Here is a 20,849-nt window from a genome sequence, read left to right as displayed (position 1 = left end):
TGTCTCCTTGCATGTATTGTTATGATGGGTGCGGTTGAGGGCCGACTGAATTCCGTCGGCCCACCTTGAACTTCTACTGGAAGCGGGGTGAAACTGCCGTCTCACGCATTACTGCGTCGGGGGTTCGGTACTTCTCGGCCATCTCACGGTCGGTATCGGTTTTCAGTTGCGCCTGCATGTAGGCGCCGAGATGGCGGGCGTGCTGGACAATCGCACTACCAAACTGGGTTCGTACGGCGCTGTATTCCGCCAGAGCTGCTTCAATGCTGCTGCTATGGTTCAGTGCCTCAACCAACGCCATGGCGTCGCCTGCTGCTTTGGTCACGCCCATGCCACAGTGCGGCCGCGCGACAAATGCAGCGTCTCCGAGCAACGCGATACGCCCGAATGCCATCTCAGGCACTTCCAGGTCGAAAATGGGCTGGAAGAGGGGTTGGGTTGCCTTCGTTACTACTTCGGCAAATTGCGGCGCGAGGAGCGTATTCGCGGCTTCTTCCATGTCGGCGATTACATCAGGCCGAATCAGCGTCGGCGGAATGCCGCCAACCCAACGTTTGCCGGTCGAATCGGTCAAGAGATCCGGAAGACCTTCTTCTTCACTGGTTGCCCTGTACCAGACGAAGTTGTAGCGACGCTCGCCCGGCTTGATACTGTTGCCCTGTCCGGCGACCGGGTAGCCCAGAATCTGCTCATGAGCGGGAAGGCAGAATGCAAACTTCTCGAACAGCGCATCGCGGGTCTCGGGTGTCAGGGCTGCTTCGTCGACCAGCCCTCGCCACGCGACATATCCAGCATACTGCAGCTTGACATCAGGAAGAAACTGATCGCGTATCGCAGATTTGAATCCATCTGCTGCGATGATCAGATCGGCGCGATGCTCGCTTCCGTCGCTGAGAGTCACCGACGCATACGTGGGTTCGCTTTTAACCGACGTCACAGTGCCACCGGAATGGTAGTTCACGGTCGGAAAAGCGGATCTCAAAACGTGGTACATCTTGCCCCACGCGGTCAGCGTCTGGGGCATCTCACGCTCTGAGATTACACTGCCATCACGCGCAAGAGTGACACGCGACTGAACGTGAACGCCGATGCTGTCGTCGATCTCGACACCAGCAGCGTTGAGTGCGTCAAACAATTCTGGGTGAGTGACGATGCCTGCGCCGCGACCGGCGAGTTCTTCGGGCACGCGCTCGAACACATCTACCTGCCAACCGTTGCGGCTAAGCAGGTTCGCCGCAAAAAGTCCACCCAGAGAGCCGCCGACGATAATGGCGCTCGGGCGTGAGGAAATAACATTCATCATCAGTCTCCAGTCTTCGATGCTTCTTCAACTGCAGCCGCGTGTGGGACTTTCAGATGTGCTACCTCAGAAGCAGGGTAATTCAACTCAATTGTGACCCCGGAAGGGTCCTCGATAAACACTTGATGCAATCCCAGACTAGGCACGGTACGGTCGCGCCACGCGATACCCTCGGCTTCGAGGGTTTTCCACATTTCTGCGACCCCCGTTGCGAGAAAAGCGATGTGGTCCACAGTGCCGGTGCCGGTTTCCGGCAGCGCCTTGTCCCCAAGGTAGGCGAGCAGACCTTCGGGGTTGTTAGGATCAACGCCGATAATGTGGACGGTTCCGAAGTCGTTCTCGTCACCGCCTTTGTAGAGCCACACGCCGGGAAAATCGAAGGGCGGGCGGTAGCCTTCTTTGAATCCAAGTACTCGCTCGTAAAAACGGCAGGACTTCTGCAAATCGTTGGTACGGATTGAGTAGTGCGCAAGTTTCGTGATGGGCATCGCTGCCTCCTACAATTTATCGATCGATTAGTGATCGTGTGATAAATTGTAGGCGAAGATGCGCGCATAGCCAAGGCAGTTGGGGGAGGTATATACCCTAGGTGCGCGGTGAGGACTATTGCGGAAAATCGGGGTAATCGACAGGTTTTCATTGCTATGACGACGCTATCTATGTGATAGGCGCAACGGAAGTGACGCGTGGCTACTGTTGCGGCAGTCATGACTAGTCTAGAAGTTGGCGGTGCTTTCGTGCCCCAATCCAAAGAACGCGGCGAGTTCAGGGCCTTTGCGAAGCAGCTTTTCGACTTCTTCGCGTCGACGTGAGGCCCAGCTTTGAAGGGCCGGTTGCACCTCATTTCCATACTCATGTCCAAGTGCTTCGGCAAGAGAAATGGCGTCGTCTGCTGCTTTCGACGTCCCGGAGCCGGTATGAGGGCGTACGGTGCACGCTGCGTCACCCACAAGCACAACGCGCCCAAGTGAAAAGCTCGGGCTCAGGGCGTCATAGATGGACTGAAAGAAGGGTTGCTGTGTTTTTCTGACGAGTTGTTGGAGGACATCGGGCAGGAACTCCCTCGCTAACTGACAGAGCTCCGAGATTGACTCGGATGACAGTCTGCCCGGGCCAATGGACGAGTGGTGCAGTTGGCCAAGATTGTCGGTGAGGTGTTTATTCATTATCGACGGATCATTCTCGTTTCGATACCAGAGCCAGTTAAATCGCCTGCGTCCTGGTTCGAGTGATCCGTTGATGCCAGGAATGAGGAAGGCCATGAACATATGGCCGGATTCCCGGAACATCGTAAAAGCGTTGGCGAGTGTCTCTATCGAAGATGGGGCAAACGCCGATTCGTCAACGATACCTCTCCATGCGACATAGCCAGCGTATGTGGGCACATGTTCAGGGAAGACTTTGGCACGGATCCTTGAGCCGCCTCCGTCCCCTGCGACGAGGATATCGGCAAGGATGCTGTTTCCTGCGCCAAAATGAACCTCAATACCGTTGTCCCGCTCGGTGTAGCCCGTTATTTCCTGGCCGTAGGAAATCTGATCGGCGGGAAGCATGGAACTCAGCGACCTGTACACGGAGTCCCATGAGGAAAAGGGCAGCTTTTCGGGCTCCTCGCTGATCAACTGGCCGTCAGCTCCGATGCGTCGACGCAGTCGCGTGGGAACGCTAATCATCTCCTGGGTAAAATGGCCATGCTGTTCGAGGAATCGCAACATGTGACGCAGAACTACGACGCCACCGCCTCTGCCGCGAAGAGGCGTTTCGGAGCGCTCGTAGACATGGACGTCATGCCCAACGCAACCAAGCGTTAGCGCACTTGAAAGTCCGGCAATGGAACCGCCTGCAATGATGATTTTCATAGGTTAATTTGAGCACGCAATCGGTCGCCAGCGATTGGGAGGGCTCGCTGACGTTTGCCCGTTGCGTTAAAAAGGGCGTTAGCAAGCGCGCCGGCGGTGGGGCCCATCGCCGCTTCAGCGGCACCAAGGAATGGCGTTCCCGGTCGATCAATGAGATGGGCAGCCACTGTTTGGGGGACCTGCGAAAGCCGCATGATTGGATAGGTGCTCCAGTCAAAGCTTCGGATTCGCTGAGTGTCGAAGCGGAGTTCCTCGTACAGGGTTCAACTCGTTGACTGGATACCTCCCTCAATTTGATTTTTCACTCCGTCCGGGTTGACGATTTGTCCTGTATCGACGGCTGCGACCGCCTCTTCAAGGTGAACTGTTCCTGTTTCGGGCTCAGCGGATATCAACCGCAATCACAACGTAAGCCATAAGATTTTTGTACTTTGCGAATGCGAAACCCACACCGGCACGAGGGTGACGTGGAGTTCGGGGCCATCCAAACTCCTTTGCAGCGAGCTTTATCACGTCGATAGGGCGTTGGTCATCCAGGTGGGTCAGGCGGAACTGAACCGGGTCTACATGTGCGGCCATCGCAATCTCGTCCATAAAGCTCTCGATTGAGAACACATTCATGTGTGCGCCCAGCCCGCGCAGTGCGGACGTCCGCAGAGGCATGGTCGGTGAGAAGTTATTCTCTACACGTATGTTCGGCACGGCATACAGCGGGAGAGCGAAAAGCGCGGCATGCCCAGCGACATCGTCTGCTCCATTGTGGCCATAGCATCCGGAACCCTCAACATGGATGCAACGTACCCTGTTCTTCGGCATGTCGAGCATCTCTGCCAATGCGTCGCGTAGTGGATAGACGCCCTGCGAATGAGTCCAGAACGACGCGCTTGCCCCAGTAGCGCATTGCTCGACCTTTAGCGCCGGTCAGGAGGTCTTCTCCCTGAAGCTTGCTATCCTGGACTCAGCAGTCCGAACGCAGTCGATTACGCTAGGGCTGGCTGATGTCTACAGGGTTGCAGCAGTACGCGCTGTGGTCGGCGTGATTCTCGCTCTGACTCTCAGACCGCCGCCGGTACCGTAGTTGTTGGCATGGTAAATAGTAGCTCTCCAGATGCGAGATCGAACGGGGATCGCCGTCTTAATTTTTCTGAATGGCCCGCAAGATTCACCTGAGTGAGGGTAGAGCCGTCTTATACTTTTCTGGACTATTCCGCTAAGACGCCCGGGAGCACCACTTCTGCCTTTGAATGTGCGTTCACTCGCGCACTTCCGCCTATGGAGAAAATATGTCCGCCCTGCTCACGCCTCATCAGATATTTGGTCTATCCCTCAAGAACCGGGTTGTGATGGCTCCGATGACGCGCTGTCGCTCGAAGATGAACGGACTGCCCAATTCGCTGATGGCTCAATACTATGAGCAGCGTGCGTCGGCCGGCCTCCTTATAACGGAAGCCACAAACGTCAGCGCGATGTCTGCGGCATTCGAGCTCGCTCCTGGCATCTACACCGACGAGCAGATGGATGCATGGAAGCCCATTGTCGCGCGTGTGCACGCGGCCGGAGGGCGCATCTTCATGCAGCTCTGGCATAGCGGACGGGTCAGTTCATTCGCGCTGCTCGACGGTCAATCGCCTATATCGCCATCCGGGATAAATGACGACCTTGAGCAACTGCAGGTCTGGGGACATTTGCAAAACGGTCATTACACGAAAATTCACGCAACGCCGTCGCGAGAAATGACGACGGACGAAGTTGCAGACGCCGTGGCATATTTCAAAGCGGCCGCGAAGCGCGCTCATACGGCCGGTTTCGACGGCGTGGAGGTGCACGCCGCAAACGGATACCTGCCCCATCAGTTTCTATCGTCGACGACCAACGTCAGAACCGACAGATACGGGGGATCAGTTGAAAAACGTGCCCGCTTCCTGCGCGAGATTCTTGAGCAGGTAAGTGAAGTGTTGCCACTGAACCGGGTTGGCGTTCGGATATCGCCATTCGCGCTCTACAACAACGTCCGCGATGGCAATCCCGAGCAGACCTACACTTTTGTGTCCAAGATGTTGCAAGAGTTTGGCGTCGCGTATGTCCATGCTGCCGATACGAATGGATGGATTGGCAAACCAGATCTGTCCAAAATCGTCTCGATCGTGAGAAGCGGCTACGACGGCACACTGATGGTAAATGGCGGGCTTACGCTCGATGAAGGCGAATCACTTATCGAGAACGGGACCGCGCAACTCGTGGCTTATGCACGGGCCTTCATCGCCAATCCCGATCTCGTCGAGCGAATTGAGCATAAACAGCCGTTGTCCATCGCAAATGCGTTCGGGTGGTACGGCGGGGATGCGGCCGGCTATACCGACTATCCGACGCACGCAGGCGAAAAGACGACACCCGGTGGCCTTGAAATCGGCGAATTCTGATACTGACACGGTCGTCGTTGCAGGCAGACCGCGGCGGCAAGCTCCGTTTTTTTCTTTCAGGCGAAACAGAACATGAGACGACGATCCGTGCTCCGGATTGGTGGCTTTGGCATGCAGATTCATCAAATACTTCAAGTGCGGGAACTTTGCCAAAATTATCCGGTTGGACTACCGGTTTAACTGCATTATGTTGTCCCCTAGCGAGATGCCGAGTTCAGACATGCCAATTCCCAGGCGTTTTTGCTGCATCTCCCAACGGGCGAGCGCAGTCGCGAGAGGTGTGGCGTCGCCAGACAGGGCATGGGCAAGCGTTACCGCATTTACAGCAGCTTTGGCGGTGCTTCCGGCGGTGTGCGGTCGAGGAACGAAAGCAGAGTCGCCGAGCAGAATCGTCCGATTGAAAACCATCCTGTTGACGGCCAGATCCTGAATGGCTTGCACAAAGGGTTCAGCTGTTGCAAAGACAAGCTTTTGCAGGGTTGGGGCGAGGAGGGCCTGAGCGGCAGACCTAAGTTCGCTGATGTCCGCATCCTTCGTCGTTCCGGGGGGCAACGACGTCGAGCGCTGCTTGCCGAATCTGTCCAACATCAGAGCAACGAGCTCGCTAGCGGTCACGGGGCGATACCATACCCAATTCCAGCGGCGCGTCCCCACCCGTGTTGTGCCGTTCTCGCCGGGAACGAGGTAGATCAGCATCAGGTGCGATTCGCCTTGCTGGAACGTGAACCTGTCACGCAGAACCGCTGCTGCGGAAGACGGGAGATCGTTCTCCTCAACCAGGCCACGCCATGCGACGTACCCTGCATAGCTTGGATGCGTTCCCGGAAGCACCTGCGCTCGAACTGCTGAGCGCGAACCATCCGCTCCAATTAGGATGTCGCCGGTCGCGGTTCGCCCGCTCTCGAAATGCGCGACAACTTCATCGTCGATCTCTTCCAATCTTGTAAAGCGCTCGCCAGGATGAACAACGCCTGCGGGCAATCCACGCCGCATCGCGTTGTAGATCAAGCTCCACGAGGTTTGCGTTTGAGGCATGGAAAATCGCTGAACAATTCGATCCTCTCTGTCGAGATAGATGCGATCGCCGGAATCGACGCCAATGTCTGTTGGAATTGATACGCCGCCAAACCGGAACGCCTCAAGAACGTCCGGCTGAAGCACGATGCCGCCACCACGACTGTCGAGTTCGTTCGGGGACTGCTCAAACACGTCGACATGCCATCCAATCGCACGTAGAGCTGTCGCCGTGAAAAGACCGCTAAGCGATCCGCCGACAATGACTGCACGTTGCTGGGTACTGTCGAGCATGGTGAATTCCCCAAAAAAAGCAATTCGGTTGCTATCTGCGAGAGGCGCTCGCGCCGCATTGTAGTGGATGGGCACGGATTTGAGGCCCGTATGCATCCGCGTCGCAAAAATTGGGTGAGTACCGACAGCCGGCGTTGAAGGAATCTATCCGTTGATGGCTGGACGGGAAGGCATCGGGCTATCTGGCGTGGCTTATCAGGCTCGATCTGGGATGCTTGTAACGGTGTCAATTCATGGTTCTCTTACAGAGCTGCGGCGATACCCCTGTCGCAACCTCTAACGAACGTCGATGACTAAGATTTCAGGGCAATTGTGGGCGACCGGTTATGACGTGCGATCCGATTCGAACAGAAACTAGGTGCGTCGTTCGGCCTCATCAATCCACTGTTCGAAAAGGCTTGCCGACCCGAACGCTCGCTGCTTAGAGCAGTTTAGTTATTGCGGTGGGCCTCGACCGGTCCATAGCACGTTAATTGTTCTGAATTTACAAAGCGTGGCTTGACAGAGATCTTACGGCCCGGGAATCCATTGCGAGTGTTGGCCGACAACGCTGATAGCACGGGTAAAGCGCTTTTCGGCGTATCGACTTTCAGAAATCGTTTCGAAAGGCGTCAGGGCGATCGCTGGTATCCAAAGCCTGCGGTATTTATAGAATTCGACTCGACCAAACGGTTGAGCTCTAGTCTGACAAGTGACAACAGCACTGACCTTGACACTAAGGCGCTCGGTCGAGTTTCACAACAATTAACAGCCCACTGATCGTGTGGACGCGCAGACTGTACATGCGAGCTGTTTGAAGTCGGTGTTTGCCGCACACACCCAACTTGGCCACCGCTCCATGCCCGGATCGACTCTCGGCATGCATGCGAGGAATGATTCTGACGATCTTGATAGGGTGACAAGCCATGGCTGACGAGAAGGATGTGCGGACATACTCCGAACCTGCAGGCGGCTGGGGTGCGTTGAAAGCGACAGCTAAGGTGCTCTCTCTCCAGGGCATTCCGATTTACGGCCCCAATACGCTTTTCCATATGAATCAGCCTGAAGGATTCGACTGCCCTGGATGCGCGTGGCCTGATCCGAAGCACACTTCATCTTTCGAGTTCTGCGAGAACGGCGCCAAAGCAGTAGCGTGGGAGGCGACGACGAACCGGTGCACGCCCGAGTTTTTCGCCATGCATCCTGTCTCTGAACTACAGGCGTGGGATGACTACGATCTGGAGATGGCGGGGCGGCTAACGCATCCGATGGTCTATGACTCAGCAAGCGACCGGTACAAGCATATTGGGTGGCATGCGGCGTTCGAAAAGATTGCCGGTCATCTAAATGCATTGGATGACCCGAACCAGGCTGAATTTTACACGTCAGGTCGCGCTTCCAATGAGGCAGCGTTCCTCTATCAGATTTTTGTTCGGGAGTACGGCACCAACAACTTTCCGGACTGTTCAAACATGTGTCATGAAGCCACGAGCGTAGGGCTCCCAAGGTCAATTGGAGTTGGCAAAGGCACCGTGACTCTAGAAGACTTTGACGCCGCAGACGCTATTTTCATCTTTGGCCAGAATCCTGGCACAAACAGTCCCCGCATGATGACGAATCTTCACGAGGCGTCGCGAAGAGGGGCCCGCATTGTTTCGTTCAACCCTTTCAGGGAGCGTGCGCTAGAGCGCTTTCTGAACCGCCCCGGATTTGGTGGAGGCTCCAATTTTTGAGAAAATGGAGCTATGAACAAGTCGAACAAATTTTCTGCTGAAGTCCGCGAGCGTGCTGTGCGCATGGTGCAAGAGCATCGGGGCGAGTATCCCTCGCAGTGGGCAGCGATCGAATCCATCGCCCCCAAGATCGGCTGTACGAGCCAGACGCTGCTGGGATGGGTCAAGCGAGAAGAAGTTGATAGGGGTGAGCGTGAGGGCGTCACGACGTCGGAACGTGAGCGCCTCAAGGCACTGGAGCGTGAGGTTAAGGAACTGCGCCGTGCCAATGAGATCCTGAAGCTGGCGAGCGCATTTTTCGCCCAGGCGGAACTCGACCGCCGCCTGAAGTCCTGAAGGCCTTTATCGATCAGCATCGCGACACCTTCGGGGTCGAGTCGATCTGCAAGGTCTTGCGGATTGCCCCGTCTGGCTATCGGCGTCATGCCGCACAGCTTCGCGATCCGTCGCGGCGCTGTGCCCGAGCGAAACGCGATGAGTTTCTGAGTCCGGAAATCAAGCGAGTCTGGCAGGCCAACATGCAGGTCTACGGCGCAGACAAAGTCTGGAAGCAGTTGAACCGGGAGGGTATCGCGGTGGCACGTTGCACCGTCGAGCGGCTGATGAAGCAACAGGGTTTGCGCGGTGTGAGGCGTGGAAAGCGAGTTCGCACGACGATCCCCGACGTATCGGCTCCACGCCCGCTCGACCGGGTCAACCGTCAGTTCAAGGCTGACCGGCCGAACCAGCTCTGGGTTTCGGATTTCACGTACGTCTCGACGTGGCAGGGCTGGCTTTATGTCGCATTTGTGATCGACGTATTTGCTCGGCGCATTGTCGGCTGGCGCGTCAGCTCGTCGATGACCACGGACTTCGTTCTGGATGCACTTGAACAGGCGCTGTACGCTCGACGGCCGGACAATGACGGAACACTGATCCATCACTCCGATAGAGGTTCGCAATACGTCAGCATTCGCTACAGCGAACGGCTGACCGAAGCAGGCATCGAGCCGTCGGTTGGCAGCAGGGGCGACAGCTACGATAACGCGCTGGCTGAAACGATCAACGGGCTGTACAAGGCAGAAATGATTCATCGTCGTGCGCCGTGGAAAACGCGTGAGTCCGTCGAATTGGCGACGCTGGAATGGGTAGCCTGGTTCAACCATCATCGGCTGATGGAACCTCTCGGCTATATCCCGCCCGCTGAAGCTGAGGCAAACTACTACCGGCAATTCAGCAATACCATCGCTGTGCCGGCATCAACTTAAACCAACCAGCCTCCACGATTCTCGGGGCGGTTCATTCAGGCTCCCCAGGATCCGATAGAAATGGTGACGCTAAGGTCCACGCCGATCAGTACCTTTCTATATCAGGTCCGTGTCGGTGGTGACGTCGCGGCGCTGAAAGGAATCATGAAGGCCGTTTTGGAATTCGACAATGCGGAGTTGACCGCTGGGCGGGCTAGCGTACTGGATCACGATTTCATTGATCAACACACTGTCGGACTCGAAAGGCTGATCAAAGATTTGTATGCAACAAAATGGGAAGCCATTGAGCGTCAATCCGGTTTGAGCAAAGAGGATCTGACCAATGTCGCCAAAATCTATATCGAATCGAAAAACACAGTGCTTGTCTATGGGATGGGGCTGACCCAGCATCATCGTGGCACCGAAAACGTGCAGCAGGCGGCCAATCTGATACTTCTGCGTGGCAATATCGGACGGCTGGGCGCCGGCATCTGTCCGGTCCGGGGACACTCGAACGTCCAGGGAGACCGTACAGTTGGCATCACGGAAGTGCCGTCGCAGGAGCTGCTGGCCGGTATAGAGAGGACTTTTGGTTTTAAGCCGCCGACCGCGAACGGACACGATGTTGTCGAGGCCCTGAAGGCGATGGTCAACGGCATCGCCAAGGTATTTATCGGCCTCGGCGGAAATTTCGCCGCCGCAGTCCCGGACTGGCCGTTGGTGCAACCGGCCATACGCAAGCTGGACTTGACCGTCCAGATATCCACGAAATTGAATCGCGGTCATCTTGTGCATGGCAAGGAGGCGCTCATACTCCCGTGCCTCGGCAGAACCGAGATAGACAGGCAGGCTTGCGGGACCCAGTCTATAACTGTCGAGGATTCGATGTCGATGGTCCACGCATCCGCAGGCCGCAATGAGCCGGCATCAGTCTATCTATTGAGCGAGCCTGCGATTATTGCGGGAATTGCGAGGGCTACGCTCGGCGAGCAAAGCTGCGTTCCGTGGGAATCAATGGTCGCGAGTTACGACCGCATTCGGGATGCGATAGAGTCGGTGTTCACTATCTTTGCAGGGTTCAATGAAAGGATAAGGCAGCCTGGTGGCTTTCAGCTCAGATCCACTGCACGCAATCGAGAATGGGCCACCGCCTCACGACGTGCCAATTTTGCCGTTTTCGCAGGTCTTGAGGAAGATCCTCATCACATGGATGAGAATGCTCTATGGCTGACGACCATGCGAAGCCACGACCAGTACAACACCACCATCTACTCGCTCTCTGACCGTTACCGAGGGGTATTCGGGCAGCGCGACGTGGTGTTCATTAATGGACGGGAGATTGAGAAACGGGGATTACACCCCGGAGAGCGTGTCGACCTGATTGCCTTGTCGAACGATGGCGTAGACCGTGTCGTGTGCGGATTCAAGATCGTGGAATATTCACTTCCTGACGGCTGCTGCGGAGCTTACTATCCGGAGACCAATCCACTCGTCCCTCTTTATGCCCACGACCCGGACAGCCATACGCCTTCATACAAATCTGTGCCGATTCGACTGCGGCGATCCGCGCCGCACGGTAGTGTCAACGCGGCGTAGGACCAGTTGGATTTGGACCTTGAGAAAGCAGTGGGCGAGTTTGCAGTTGTATAGGTTGGTCACGATACGATGTCGCTGAGAAACTCGAGGAAGGCGCCGATTCGTCGTGAGCCCCGATGGTTGGGCATATAGAGCGCGGTGATGGAAGACCGGGCGTCATTTGGGTTGATCTCATACTGTTCAAACAGTTTAGTCAACCGGCCGGCTTGAACATCGGAGTCGATGAGCCAGCTAGGAAGCAGCGCGATACCAGCACCGTTCAGCGCGACTTCCCTGAGTACTTCAGAATTGTTCGTCTTAAGGCGGCCTGTAACCGCGATTTTTGTGACGTTTCCGCCTTGGCAGAACGTCCAGACCTGTTGGTCAGAGCCGTAAGAAAAACGCAGACATTGGTGAGTGGAAAGCGCTTCAGGTGTTTCCGGAATGCCATGCATTTCCAGATAGTCCTTGCTTGCGACAACGTAACGCTCGAAGTGACCTATTGTCCGGCTGACAACGTCCGCGCTTGGGGGCGGGTCACCCAGTCTTACGGCGAGATCTATCCGGTCAGTTAAAAGATCAGAAATCCCGTCATTAAGAATGATGTCCAGTTCCAGCCTCGGATGGCTTGCCAGGAAGGAGCTTATGTGAGGAACAATGCACTGGCGTCCAAACGCTGCGGGCACGGAAACGCGAAGCGGACCTGAAGGATTCACTCCTCGATCCGAAACAGAAGCGTCCGCTTCGGCCATGTCTTCTATGATCCGCTTCGCCCTGGCGTAGTAAGTTGCGCCGGCGTCTGACAGTGCCACCTGTCTCGTAGTGCGATTGAAAAGTACCGTCCCGAGCGACTCCTCAAGTGCCTCGACGGCTCTTGTTACTGATGAGGTGGCGATATTGAGGCGTCGGGCTGCACTCGTAAACCCGCCTGTCTGTGCAACCTCGACAAACATGGATAGCGCCGTGAACTTGTCCATTCTATGGTCCCTCACGCAAAGAATCGTCGGCTTGACAGTTCATTCTATCTGGCATTGTTGATCGCTGGATTGTTCGTGGTAACCAATCGAGTTGGAGGTGTTTGATGAAAAAGCTTGACGTTGAAGTGATGTATGACTTTATTTGCCCGTGGTGCTGGATCGGCGGCGAAAAGCTGAGACTGGCAATGTCGGAGACGGGTTCGGAAACCGACATCAAGCTGGTCTTCATTCCCTACGAACTTAATCCGGGTATGCCAGCAAAAGGGCTTAACCGAAAAGAATACCGTTCGGCGAAATTCGGCAGCTGGGCGCGCTCTCAAGCCATGGATTCGCAGGTGGCGGAAGCAGGGCGCGATGTTGGTCTGGACTTCCATTATGAATGTGTCGAACGTACGCCCAACACGTTGGCTGCGCACCGACTGGTCTGGATGCTTCAGCAGAGCTATCCGGTGTCGACACTGGTAGAAAACATCTTTCGCGCGTATTTCTCCGTTGGTCAGGACGTCGGTGACGTTGCAGTGCTGACGGAGCTCGCTGTAACGGCCGGGTTTGACCGCGCAGAAATCGATACCTTTCTCTCGGGAAGTGATGGCACAGACGAGGTTCGAACAATTGAAGCCGGCGCTATCGACCGAGGTGTTAATTCGGTTCCGACGGTTAAGATAGGGAACGACATTGTTAGCGGAGCTCAATCCGTCGCTCTATTCAGACAACTCCTGGAAAAAAATCTAAAGAGCCACTCCGTGCCTCTTTAGCCAAATCACTGATTACCCGGTCCGGATAAAACGTTGCAGATGTGCTGGCCGAACCGTGTCGGATATTGAATACGGCCAGCACTTTCTCGTGGGTCGTTGGCCGTCTCCGTTCAGTGTCAGGCAACGCTGACTGCAGGACACAGCTGTTGGAACCGTGGCACGACGCGCATCGCACAGTGAATACAACGACGCAACCGACCACTGGTAATCAATCGATCAATATTAAACGTGAAAGTGGCAAATGGCAAGCTACGGCCTGCATGAGGTTTGACGAAAGGACGGCGTAGGCGGCCGCCGGGGCCGATTGGTTTGGCATGGCGATCATGCCGTTGGTAGCGATCGTTGCCCGGCTGCAGGAGCGTCCGGGCAACGAGTCACCTGCAGCCTAGGTGGTGGCCCTAGCTTTGGTTGCCTTTGGGCGCTTTGTGCTACCCGCTTCCAGCACTTTCTTCAGCGCAGAGGGTGTGCCGTTCAGGAATGCATCGATCTGATGTTCGATGTGCGAGTCAAGATCCTCCGTGACTGGCAACCCGTAGATCCACTTCCGCACGCCAACGTAGAAAATGCTCGCGTGCAAACTCCAGACTAGCTCGAGTTCGACGGCTCGCTCGGCCGGCCCGGTAGGCGCCGGTAGGCCGTGCGCCTGCCTGATTTCGTCCATGACGGGGTTGAAGACACGTTCCCGGAGACGCGCGAGGTATTTAGTTGATACCTTCACGGGTGAGCCCTGCGAATATAAAGATTCGAATCCACTCACGACGCAGGATCGTATGAGCGTACGCCTGATAAAAACGGACCATGCGCTCCTGGAGTGGCATTGAGCGGTCTCTTATCAGTTTCTCCCAGTCGCTGTCCCAGCTGTAAACCTCTTCGTAGACGCGATCTATCAGGGCCTCTTTGCTCGGGAAATATCGATACAGTAGCGGTTGCGTGACGCCAAGTTGGCGTGCGAGTTCCCGTGTGCTGCCGGAGAAACCATGGGTCGCAAAGTGGTCGATTGCTTTTTCGACAATCATGCGCTCCCGGACCTCAGGCGCAAGCCGGCGGGTACCTGGTTCGTGAGGTTCGGAGAGTGCGGGGGCGTCGATCGGCCCATTTTTCTTTGGCATGTGGACCCAGAGGCTCGAGAGATCAGAGGGCCATAATACAAAGATTGGCTTCGCCTGACTAGCTGCCCGTCGCGGCGCCTTCGACATGTCTGCCACTCCAGTTGTACTCGAGTGGCGAGTTTGTCTCGTTCTGGCGCTCGCGAGATCAGTTGTGTTACAGGCCTCAATATTCCGCCCGATAGCTCTTTGGTGAACATGTGCAGTACACGGCGACGATCGCGATTGGTTTGTGCCTCAAACTTACCGATTGGTCTCTGGAGATTGAGCCCCCATCGTGACGGCTTCGGGCGGGAAGGATTGCGCGTCGATCTTTCAAGCCGGACCGGCACCACCACATCGGGACCGAAAGGCCTTCCATTGAGGATGCAGCATTGATGTGCTGGCGTAGAGCGTTGGATTGCGCTCATGCCAACACGCTTGTGAAGAGCAAAGCGATCACTTCGGTCGATCCACTCAGCGCGCGGTGCAGAGAATAGGCTGACTTCGGCTGGAGCGCTGTCCAGTCGTCGATGTGTCGCCTCGCGACAAAGAGAGAACCAGTGACCTGTTGATTCTCGCGCGGCAAAAGTCCGCATCGGCATCGTTCAGGTCAGTCGCGACAAGATCAGCAATCGACCAGACTGAACGCGTTATCCAGCTCACTTGAGAGGATCATAAAAGCCGCGTTCGCTCGCAGGTTCCTGTTTGTGCGCGGCCGGTACACGGCGTCCCCCTTCTTGATGGCTGCGCCGCTTAACGCGCATTGGCCGGTCACGCGCGCGACACAGACTCGCCAAACCTGCTCTGTGTAGCATCCGGCAGTTGAATCCCGCCAATCAATCACGGCAGTCGTCTCATTCAGCCGTTCGATGACCTTGACAAGACCCAGGCCGCCGGAGACGCAGGGCGATTTTCCTTTGCTTTCCGTTGCGGCGTGCTTTATTGGGAAATGGCCAGTGGCGCCGGGGAGAGTGGGTTCGCCATCCGGCCAGGAGCTGAGCGCGCCAACGGTGCGTTGCCACGGATCGCAAGCGGGATTTAAAAGAAGCATGATAACTCCTAAATCGACTGGCTTTGATATTGATACGTCGCGAACTGGGAGTGAAAAAATTGTGCTTACCATTCAATATCGAGATATTGAAGGACGGCGGACGCCAAAAAACCTATCTTCAGGATGCAATCAGTTAATGAAAGTAAAAATGAGAATATCGAATGGTCGTATTCAAATGGCAGCGCGGTAAAAATCGCGCAAATGCTTATAAAGCATAAAATCGAGAAGGCTTGTTGAGCGACCCGTAGCCGTCTTAACAAGGCTACTCCAAGCGCCAGCCAGATGACCTTCGAAACGAGCAAGGCGAGAAATTGTCCGAGCCCGGCGAACGCGTCATATTCGGCAGGCGTTTCAATAATTGCCCAGCTGCACACGGCGATCGAAAATATCCGGACCCCGAATGAGATATGAACATTGTTTTTTGCCTCAACTGGCTGCTTGAGGTAGCTCATGAACTCTTCGCTGTATTGGTCGAGTTGACCGTCCGACTTGCTAACTTGCGATTCCATATTTCACACTCGACAGCGGTTACCCCCTGAAGAGGGTTATAAGTATTCTGATTCATGCAAAGCGCATACTGAAATGAATTGTCCTTAATTTGATGCGAACTGGGCTCGGGGCTGCTGAGCATGGATCTCTACGGAAGACCCGCGAGCAAACATAGGCGGTCGCCAGTCGACTACGTCGCATTGCACGGCCAACGAAGCGACCGTCTACTTGCCGTCGCGTCGAATTCACTTCAAGGCAAGGTCCAGGTGTTTTAGGTCCGCGCCGGCGCTGTCGGGCACGGCCATGCCGGATTGCGAGCGGTTGCTGTGACGATCCTGCAGCCAATAGCCGAGGCTCATGAACACGCTGCCGCCAACCAGGTTTCCAATCGTCACAGAGACCAGGTTCGCTGCCGCGCGCGCCAACGTCACGCTTTCTGGGTGGAGGCCGATGAGCGCCAGGGCGAACAGGAATATGTTGGCGCCACTATGTTCGAATCCACAGGCGACGAATGCAAAAACCAGCCAGAAAATAAGGCCCAGTACATCCAGGGCACCTCTCAATGAGCGTGGTCGTACTGGCTATGCAGCGGTGCTTGCACAAAAACGCGTTGCTTCATGCCTATTAAATTCAATTAAGAAGTGCGCACTCCAGGCCACATCGGTCTATGGTTGGATTGGTGCCAGCTCGTCGAGACGATACCTCTCCATTTCAGACGCGGACGGCCGATAGACAAATTCGGCGGTGCTTTGAAGTGAACGGTGGAGACGGAAGCTCCCGAAACGTCCGGAAGACGAGCCCATATACGGGCTGTGTTGTGCGATCGTAGAGCCGTTTTTCCCAGCACTCTACGAGGAGGCTGTGCTGCGTTGAATTAGCGGGGAACGACCATGGATAGCGCGAAGGTTGTCAGCTGGGGCACCTGAACTCTCCGCCTGGCGGGCGGCTTCTGCACTCTGTGCGACTTTCTGCGAGTTCGAAACTGTGATCCGAAAGGCTATCACCTCAAGGCCGTACGTACACTACGACGTGTAAACAGGCTGTGTGATGTCTGTTTCCAATGACAACGCTGAGCGTTGCGGCCTGGAAGTGCGAAGGCTAAGCATGCCAGTGCCTCAGGTCATCGAGCAGTGGTGCGCGGAGTTTGTCGACGCAAGCACAAAGTGACCCGATCCTCTTCCTTTCCAACTTCTGCATGTTGGCATCGCTGCGTTTTCATTGCCAGACAGTACTGGCGTTGCATGCTCGGAAGCTACCTTCTTAATAGTGCTGAATCGCCGGAAAGTGCGTGGCCGTTGACGTATCCTTTCCGGAAATTCGGTGCTATCTCTCATGATTTTTCCCCACCCGACCAGATTGCACCGAACAGCGGGATGGGCCATCAGCGACCTTCGCTTAATGCGTGCTTGCTTGTCTGAGGCAGCACATGCGCGTTTGAGGCTGGTTGATCTGCTCGATCCAACAATAGAGAAAAATTGAGTGTTTCTGGGCGGAGGATCCGAGATGGTCAACCTCATGTGTGAGATTTGTGGTGTTCGCAGGTCAGTTGCTCGTGTCGCGCTGGTCCAGAATCACGAGCGCCGCATACTAGACGTATGCGAGTTCCACTTTGAGCGCCTGTTGCGTCATCAAAGGACGCTGTCGCCACTGGAAGCACTGTTTCGCACCGACCTTGGCGGACCCGTGCAGGACGACGCAAGGATTGTGGATCTTTCGACGCCGACAGCGGGCGACTCCGATTCGATGTACATCAACGAATACTTCAGTGACACGGTAAGAGAGTTGCTGCAGCGTGCTGCAGAGCGGGCGTTGGAGTTCGGTCGTTCGGAAGTGGATACCGAACATCTCCTCTATGAACTGCTCGCAATCCCCGCTGTCGCCGAGACCTTTAATCAACTGCATCAATCGGCCACTGAAATTCAGAAGCTTATAGATGAAACCGCGCCCAAACAGAGCAAGGTGGTGAATCGGCGCAACGATCGAATGTTAGTTTCGCCTCGTCTGAAGAGCGTGTTGCAAATCGCGTACCACGAGGCCAGGCGACAGGGGCTTGGCTATGTTGGACCAGAGCATCTGATGATTGGCTTGGCTGCCGTGCCCGACAGCTTTGCAGGCAATCTACTTCGTAAGCTGGGGGCCAGTGCCCAAACGTTGCGCCAGGAGCTGCAGCATCAACCCACCGGTCAGGATAAGAACAAGAAGGCGGAGACTTCGACGACACCTCACCTGGACAGATTCAGTCGTGATTTGACATCGCTCGCGCGAGAGGGTCGCATTGACCCTGTCATTGGACGTTCGGTCGAGATCGAAACAATGATCGAGATCCTTGCTCGTCGCAGAAAAAACAATCCAGTTTTGATTGGGGAGCCCGGCGTCGGAAAGACCGCAATCGTCGAGGGGCTTGCGATCCGGATGGTGAAAGGGGACGTGCCAGATTCGTTGCGTGACAAGCGACTACTTGAATTGAACATTAACTCAATGGTTGCAGGTTCGAAGTATCGTGGAGAATTTGAGGAGCGGGTGCAGCAGCTGATCGACGAGATTCTCAAGAATCGCGATGCGCTTGTAATTTTTGTTGATGAAGTGCACACAATCGTCGGAGCTGGGCAAGGCGGGGGGGAGGGTGGTCTTGATATCGCGAACGTGTTCAAGCCTGCGATGGCACGCGGCGAGTTGAATCTCATCGGTGCAACGACACTTGCGGAGTATCAGAAGCACATCGAGTCGGACTCGGCTTTGGAGCGACGTTTCCAGCCGATACTCGTATCCGAAGCTACCGTTGAACAATCAATCAACATACTGCGCGGGTTAAGAGACCGACTCGAGGGGCATCATCACGTAACCATCCAGGACGACGCGATCGTGGCCGCTGCCACGTTATCTGACCGCTACGTAGCAGGAAGATTCCTACCGGACAAAGCCATTGATCTCGTGGACCAGGCGGCGGCCCGCGTTCATCTGTCGGCCACGTCCCGACCGGCTGACATTCTTGAATTCGAATCTGAAATTGCGCAAATGAAGCGGGAGCAGGATTACGCGGCGACTCGAAAGCTATTTGAGCGTGCGCACGCGCTGGACAGTCGAATCAAGGACAAGGAAAAGGCTTTGTCTGATGCAACAGACAAGTGGAAGAGTAAGGTCAGCTGTAACACTTCAGACGTATCTGCGACTCACATTGCGGAAATCGTCGCGAAACTCACCGGGATCCCCGTCGCTCAGCTGACGGCGGCCGAGAGGGAGCGGCTGATGGATCTCGAGGGCCGACTGCACCACCGGGTCATCGGACAAGGCGAAGCAGTCCGCGCAGTCAGTGATGCTGTACGCCGCGCACGCGCGGGATTGCAGGGCAGCGGCCGACCGACCGCTGTGTTTCTATTCCTTGGACCCACGGGTGTGGGTAAGACAGAACTGGCAAAAGCTCTGGCCGAGGTTGTCTTTGGTGATGAAGATGCATTGATCCGAATGGACATGAGCGAGTACATGGAGAGGCATGCCGTTGCGAGGCTGATGGGGGCTCCTCCCGGCTACGTCGGCTACGATGAAGGGGGCCAACTGACGGAGAGAGTGCGTCGGCGACCCTACAGCGTCATCCTGTTCGATGAGATCGAGAAGGCACACCCCGACGTCTACAACGTACTCCTCCAGGTGTTCGATGACGGTCGTCTCACAGACGGCAAAGGGCGGGTCGTCGACTTCGGCAATACCTTGATGATTGCAACCAGTAACCTCGGGGCGGAAATCATCGGTGGGCATAAACGGGCTGGCCTTGGCTTCATGCAAAACGATGCCTCGCCCTCCGTCCGAGGCGGGGTAATGGATGTCTTGAGGCAGCACTTTCGTCCGGAGTTTATCAACCGGGTTGACGACATCATCATATTTGAGTCACTTGGGCAAAAAGAGACTTTGCAGATAGTTCGGTTGCAACTCGAGCAGGTCAAGCGAGTCGCAAGCAGTCAGGATATCGAAATTACGTTCTCCGAGGCAGTGGTGGAATTGCTTGCAAGGGTCGGATATCGGCCCGAGTTTGGTGCGAGAGAGCTTCGACGCCAGATCAGGCAACTCATAGAGAACGAGCTAGCTCGACAAATCCTGGACGGAACCCTTTCGGAGGGCATGAAAGTGCTGTGCGAACTGGATTCCGAGAGCCATAAGATTGCATTCCGCCAGCAGTCTGTCCCGCGTTCCGAAAGCACGTCCGACTCGTCGCCCGGAAACGTTGGGCCAATTGCAGTCCCCGAAGGCTAGCGCCTGCCTCGGGGCGGCAGATCGCCGAGAATCGCCCCGATGCAAAAGCGGGGTGACATCTAAGGTTCCGACACCCAGACGTCATGGGACGCGGGACGCCTGGTGACCATACTGGAAGGTGAGAGTCTGGTAGACGACGCAACGGGGCTTGTGATTTCTCAAGTTGCGCAACGACCCGGAGAGTCCAGATACCCCAGATACCCCTTATCTAACCGCGCTCGAAGCTCGGGCTTTAACGTTTCGCGCCTCGATCTCGGAACTCGAAGCAATCGACCTTAAGAATTGCGGCGGAAACGAGGATCTGGTCATGCGCCTTATCGAGGAATACAAGGTCCGCGCGGACTCAAATGGTTACGCTGATTCAGGCGAGGTGGGGTACGTCCGGCGCCATCGGAGTCGACTGAATCTGGCCCTGAGGGCGGTTGTAGCGGCGCGGCGCGCGCTGGTCAAGTTCCGTGAAGAGCGACGGATCAAGGATGCCGTTCTTCACAAAATCGCGGCCGAGCTCGACCTTGAAGAGTTCAGGCTACATCTGCTACTTGGACCGTGATGCGGAGCCGCTGCCGTCAGCTTCACATAGACGGAATCGCTGGCCTGCCTAAGTAAGACGCCGTCCAGATTGGAACGGATAGGGGCTGCGGAGCCGCCTCCAGCATGCGTTTGTCACCTGGTGGCGCAAAACTCCGTTGCTCACCGTTCGGATTCTCTTTCCTTTGCCTTACGCGTAATCTCCCCTCATCGACAAGGAATGTGGTGAATATCCGAGAAGGGCAGTAGCTGACTTCCTGACGACTGTTTCTTCGCTTTACACCTTGTCTGGCATTAATTTGCCGTTCAAAGGATA

The 20,849-nt window shown here is 55.8% G+C and carries 13 protein-coding genes, 4 pseudogenes and 1 other annotated feature; of the genes and pseudogenes, 7 read left to right on the top strand and 10 right to left on the bottom strand.

Annotated elements, in window-relative coordinates:
- Positions 1-73: 73 nt before the first annotated feature.
- The 4 genes and pseudogenes from AYM40_RS30370 to AYM40_RS39315 form a co-directional block, all read right to left on the bottom strand.
- Positions 74-1,300, bottom strand: a complete 1,227-nt coding sequence (locus tag AYM40_RS30370; protein ID WP_063499731.1) for an FAD binding domain-containing protein — start codon at positions 1,298-1,300, stop codon at positions 74-76.
- Between the two features lie 2 nt (positions 1,301-1,302).
- Positions 1,303-1,788: a VOC family protein gene (locus tag AYM40_RS30365; RefSeq protein WP_063499730.1), complete on the bottom strand. Its 486-nt coding sequence runs from the start codon at positions 1,786-1,788 to the stop codon at positions 1,303-1,305.
- A 228-nt stretch (positions 1,789-2,016) separates the two neighbouring features.
- Positions 2,017-3,159 (bottom strand): FAD-dependent monooxygenase, encoded by a 1,143-nt coding sequence (locus tag AYM40_RS30360; protein WP_063499729.1) that lies wholly within the window; start codon positions 3,157-3,159, stop codon positions 2,017-2,019.
- Positions 3,156-4,032 (bottom strand): annotated as a pseudogene (locus AYM40_RS39315) (molybdopterin cofactor-binding domain-containing protein); the annotation flags it as partial. The gene AYM40_RS30360 and the pseudogene AYM40_RS39315, both read right to left, overlap by 4 nt.
- 410 nt (positions 4,033-4,442) lie before the next feature.
- Between AYM40_RS39315 and AYM40_RS30350 the strand changes: the two are divergent.
- On the top strand, positions 4,443-5,579 hold the full coding sequence (locus tag AYM40_RS30350) for an alkene reductase (protein WP_063499727.1): 1,137 nt from the start codon (positions 4,443-4,445) through the stop codon (positions 5,577-5,579).
- Positions 5,580-5,747: 168 nt separating this feature from the next.
- Here AYM40_RS30350 and AYM40_RS30345 read toward each other — a convergent pair whose 3' ends face one another.
- Positions 5,748-6,887: an FAD binding domain-containing protein gene (locus AYM40_RS30345; protein WP_063500809.1), complete on the bottom strand. Its 1,140-nt coding sequence runs from the start codon at positions 6,885-6,887 to the stop codon at positions 5,748-5,750.
- A 905-nt stretch (positions 6,888-7,792) separates the two neighbouring features.
- On the opposite strand from AYM40_RS30345, the pseudogene AYM40_RS30340 reads away from it, so the two are divergent.
- The 3 genes and pseudogenes from AYM40_RS30340 to AYM40_RS30325 all read left to right on the top strand — a co-directional run.
- A pseudogene (locus tag AYM40_RS30340) lies at positions 7,793-8,560 on the top strand (molybdopterin-dependent oxidoreductase); the annotation flags it as partial.
- A 51-nt stretch (positions 8,561-8,611) separates the two neighbouring features.
- A protein-coding gene (locus AYM40_RS30330; protein WP_420488449.1) for an IS3 family transposase occupies positions 8,612-9,846 on the top strand; the annotation gives its coding sequence in 2 pieces (ribosomal slippage) (positions 8,612-8,900 and positions 8,900-9,846; 1,236 coding nt in all).
- Positions 8,890-9,006 (top strand) — a sequence feature (AL1L pseudoknot). It overlaps the preceding gene by 117 nt.
- A 39-nt stretch (positions 9,847-9,885) precedes the next feature.
- Positions 9,886-11,421: pseudogene (locus AYM40_RS30325) on the top strand (FdhF/YdeP family oxidoreductase); the annotation flags it as partial.
- 59 nt (positions 11,422-11,480) lie between these two features.
- Here the strand turns inward: AYM40_RS30325 and AYM40_RS30320 are convergent.
- Entirely contained in the window at positions 11,481-12,377 is an 897-nt protein-coding gene (locus AYM40_RS30320) for a LysR family transcriptional regulator (RefSeq protein WP_063499725.1), read from the bottom strand.
- 104 nt (positions 12,378-12,481) lie between these two features.
- On the opposite strand from AYM40_RS30320, the gene AYM40_RS30315 reads away from it, so the two are divergent.
- Positions 12,482-13,132, top strand: a complete 651-nt coding sequence (locus tag AYM40_RS30315; RefSeq protein WP_063499724.1) for a DsbA family oxidoreductase — start codon at positions 12,482-12,484, stop codon at positions 13,130-13,132.
- 385 nt (positions 13,133-13,517) lie between these two features.
- Here AYM40_RS30315 and AYM40_RS30310 read toward each other — a convergent pair.
- The 4 genes and pseudogenes from AYM40_RS30310 to AYM40_RS30295 form a co-directional block, all read right to left on the bottom strand.
- Positions 13,518-14,241: pseudogene (locus tag AYM40_RS30310) on the bottom strand (TetR/AcrR family transcriptional regulator).
- A 604-nt stretch (positions 14,242-14,845) separates the two neighbouring features.
- Positions 14,846-15,271 (bottom strand): DUF3331 domain-containing protein, encoded by a 426-nt coding sequence (locus tag AYM40_RS30305; RefSeq protein ID WP_063499723.1) that lies wholly within the window; start codon positions 15,269-15,271, stop codon positions 14,846-14,848.
- Positions 15,272-15,336: 65 nt separating this feature from the next.
- On the bottom strand, positions 15,337-15,780 hold the full coding sequence (locus AYM40_RS30300) for a hypothetical protein (protein WP_063499722.1): 444 nt from the start codon (positions 15,778-15,780) through the stop codon (positions 15,337-15,339).
- 225 nt (positions 15,781-16,005) lie between these two features.
- Positions 16,006-16,323, bottom strand: coding sequence for a formate/nitrite transporter family protein (locus AYM40_RS30295; RefSeq protein ID WP_063499721.1), 318 nt, complete (start codon positions 16,321-16,323; stop codon positions 16,006-16,008).
- Between the two features lie 940 nt (positions 16,324-17,263).
- On the opposite strand from AYM40_RS30295, the gene AYM40_RS30290 reads away from it, so the two are divergent.
- Entirely contained in the window at positions 17,264-20,005 is a 2,742-nt protein-coding gene (locus AYM40_RS30290) for an ATP-dependent Clp protease ATP-binding subunit (protein WP_063499720.1), read from the top strand.
- 163 nt (positions 20,006-20,168) lie between these two features.
- Complete coding sequence (locus tag AYM40_RS40845) at positions 20,169-20,555, top strand: hypothetical protein (RefSeq protein WP_148662356.1); 387 nt, start codon at positions 20,169-20,171, stop codon at positions 20,553-20,555.
- Positions 20,556-20,849: the final 294 nt, after the last annotated feature.

It is taken from the genome of Paraburkholderia phytofirmans OLGA172 (assembly GCF_001634365.1).
Taxonomy (GTDB): domain Bacteria; phylum Pseudomonadota; class Gammaproteobacteria; order Burkholderiales; family Burkholderiaceae; genus Paraburkholderia.
The sequence above is the reverse complement of the archived record's forward strand: the minus strand, read 5'-3'. Positions and strand labels throughout refer to the sequence as shown.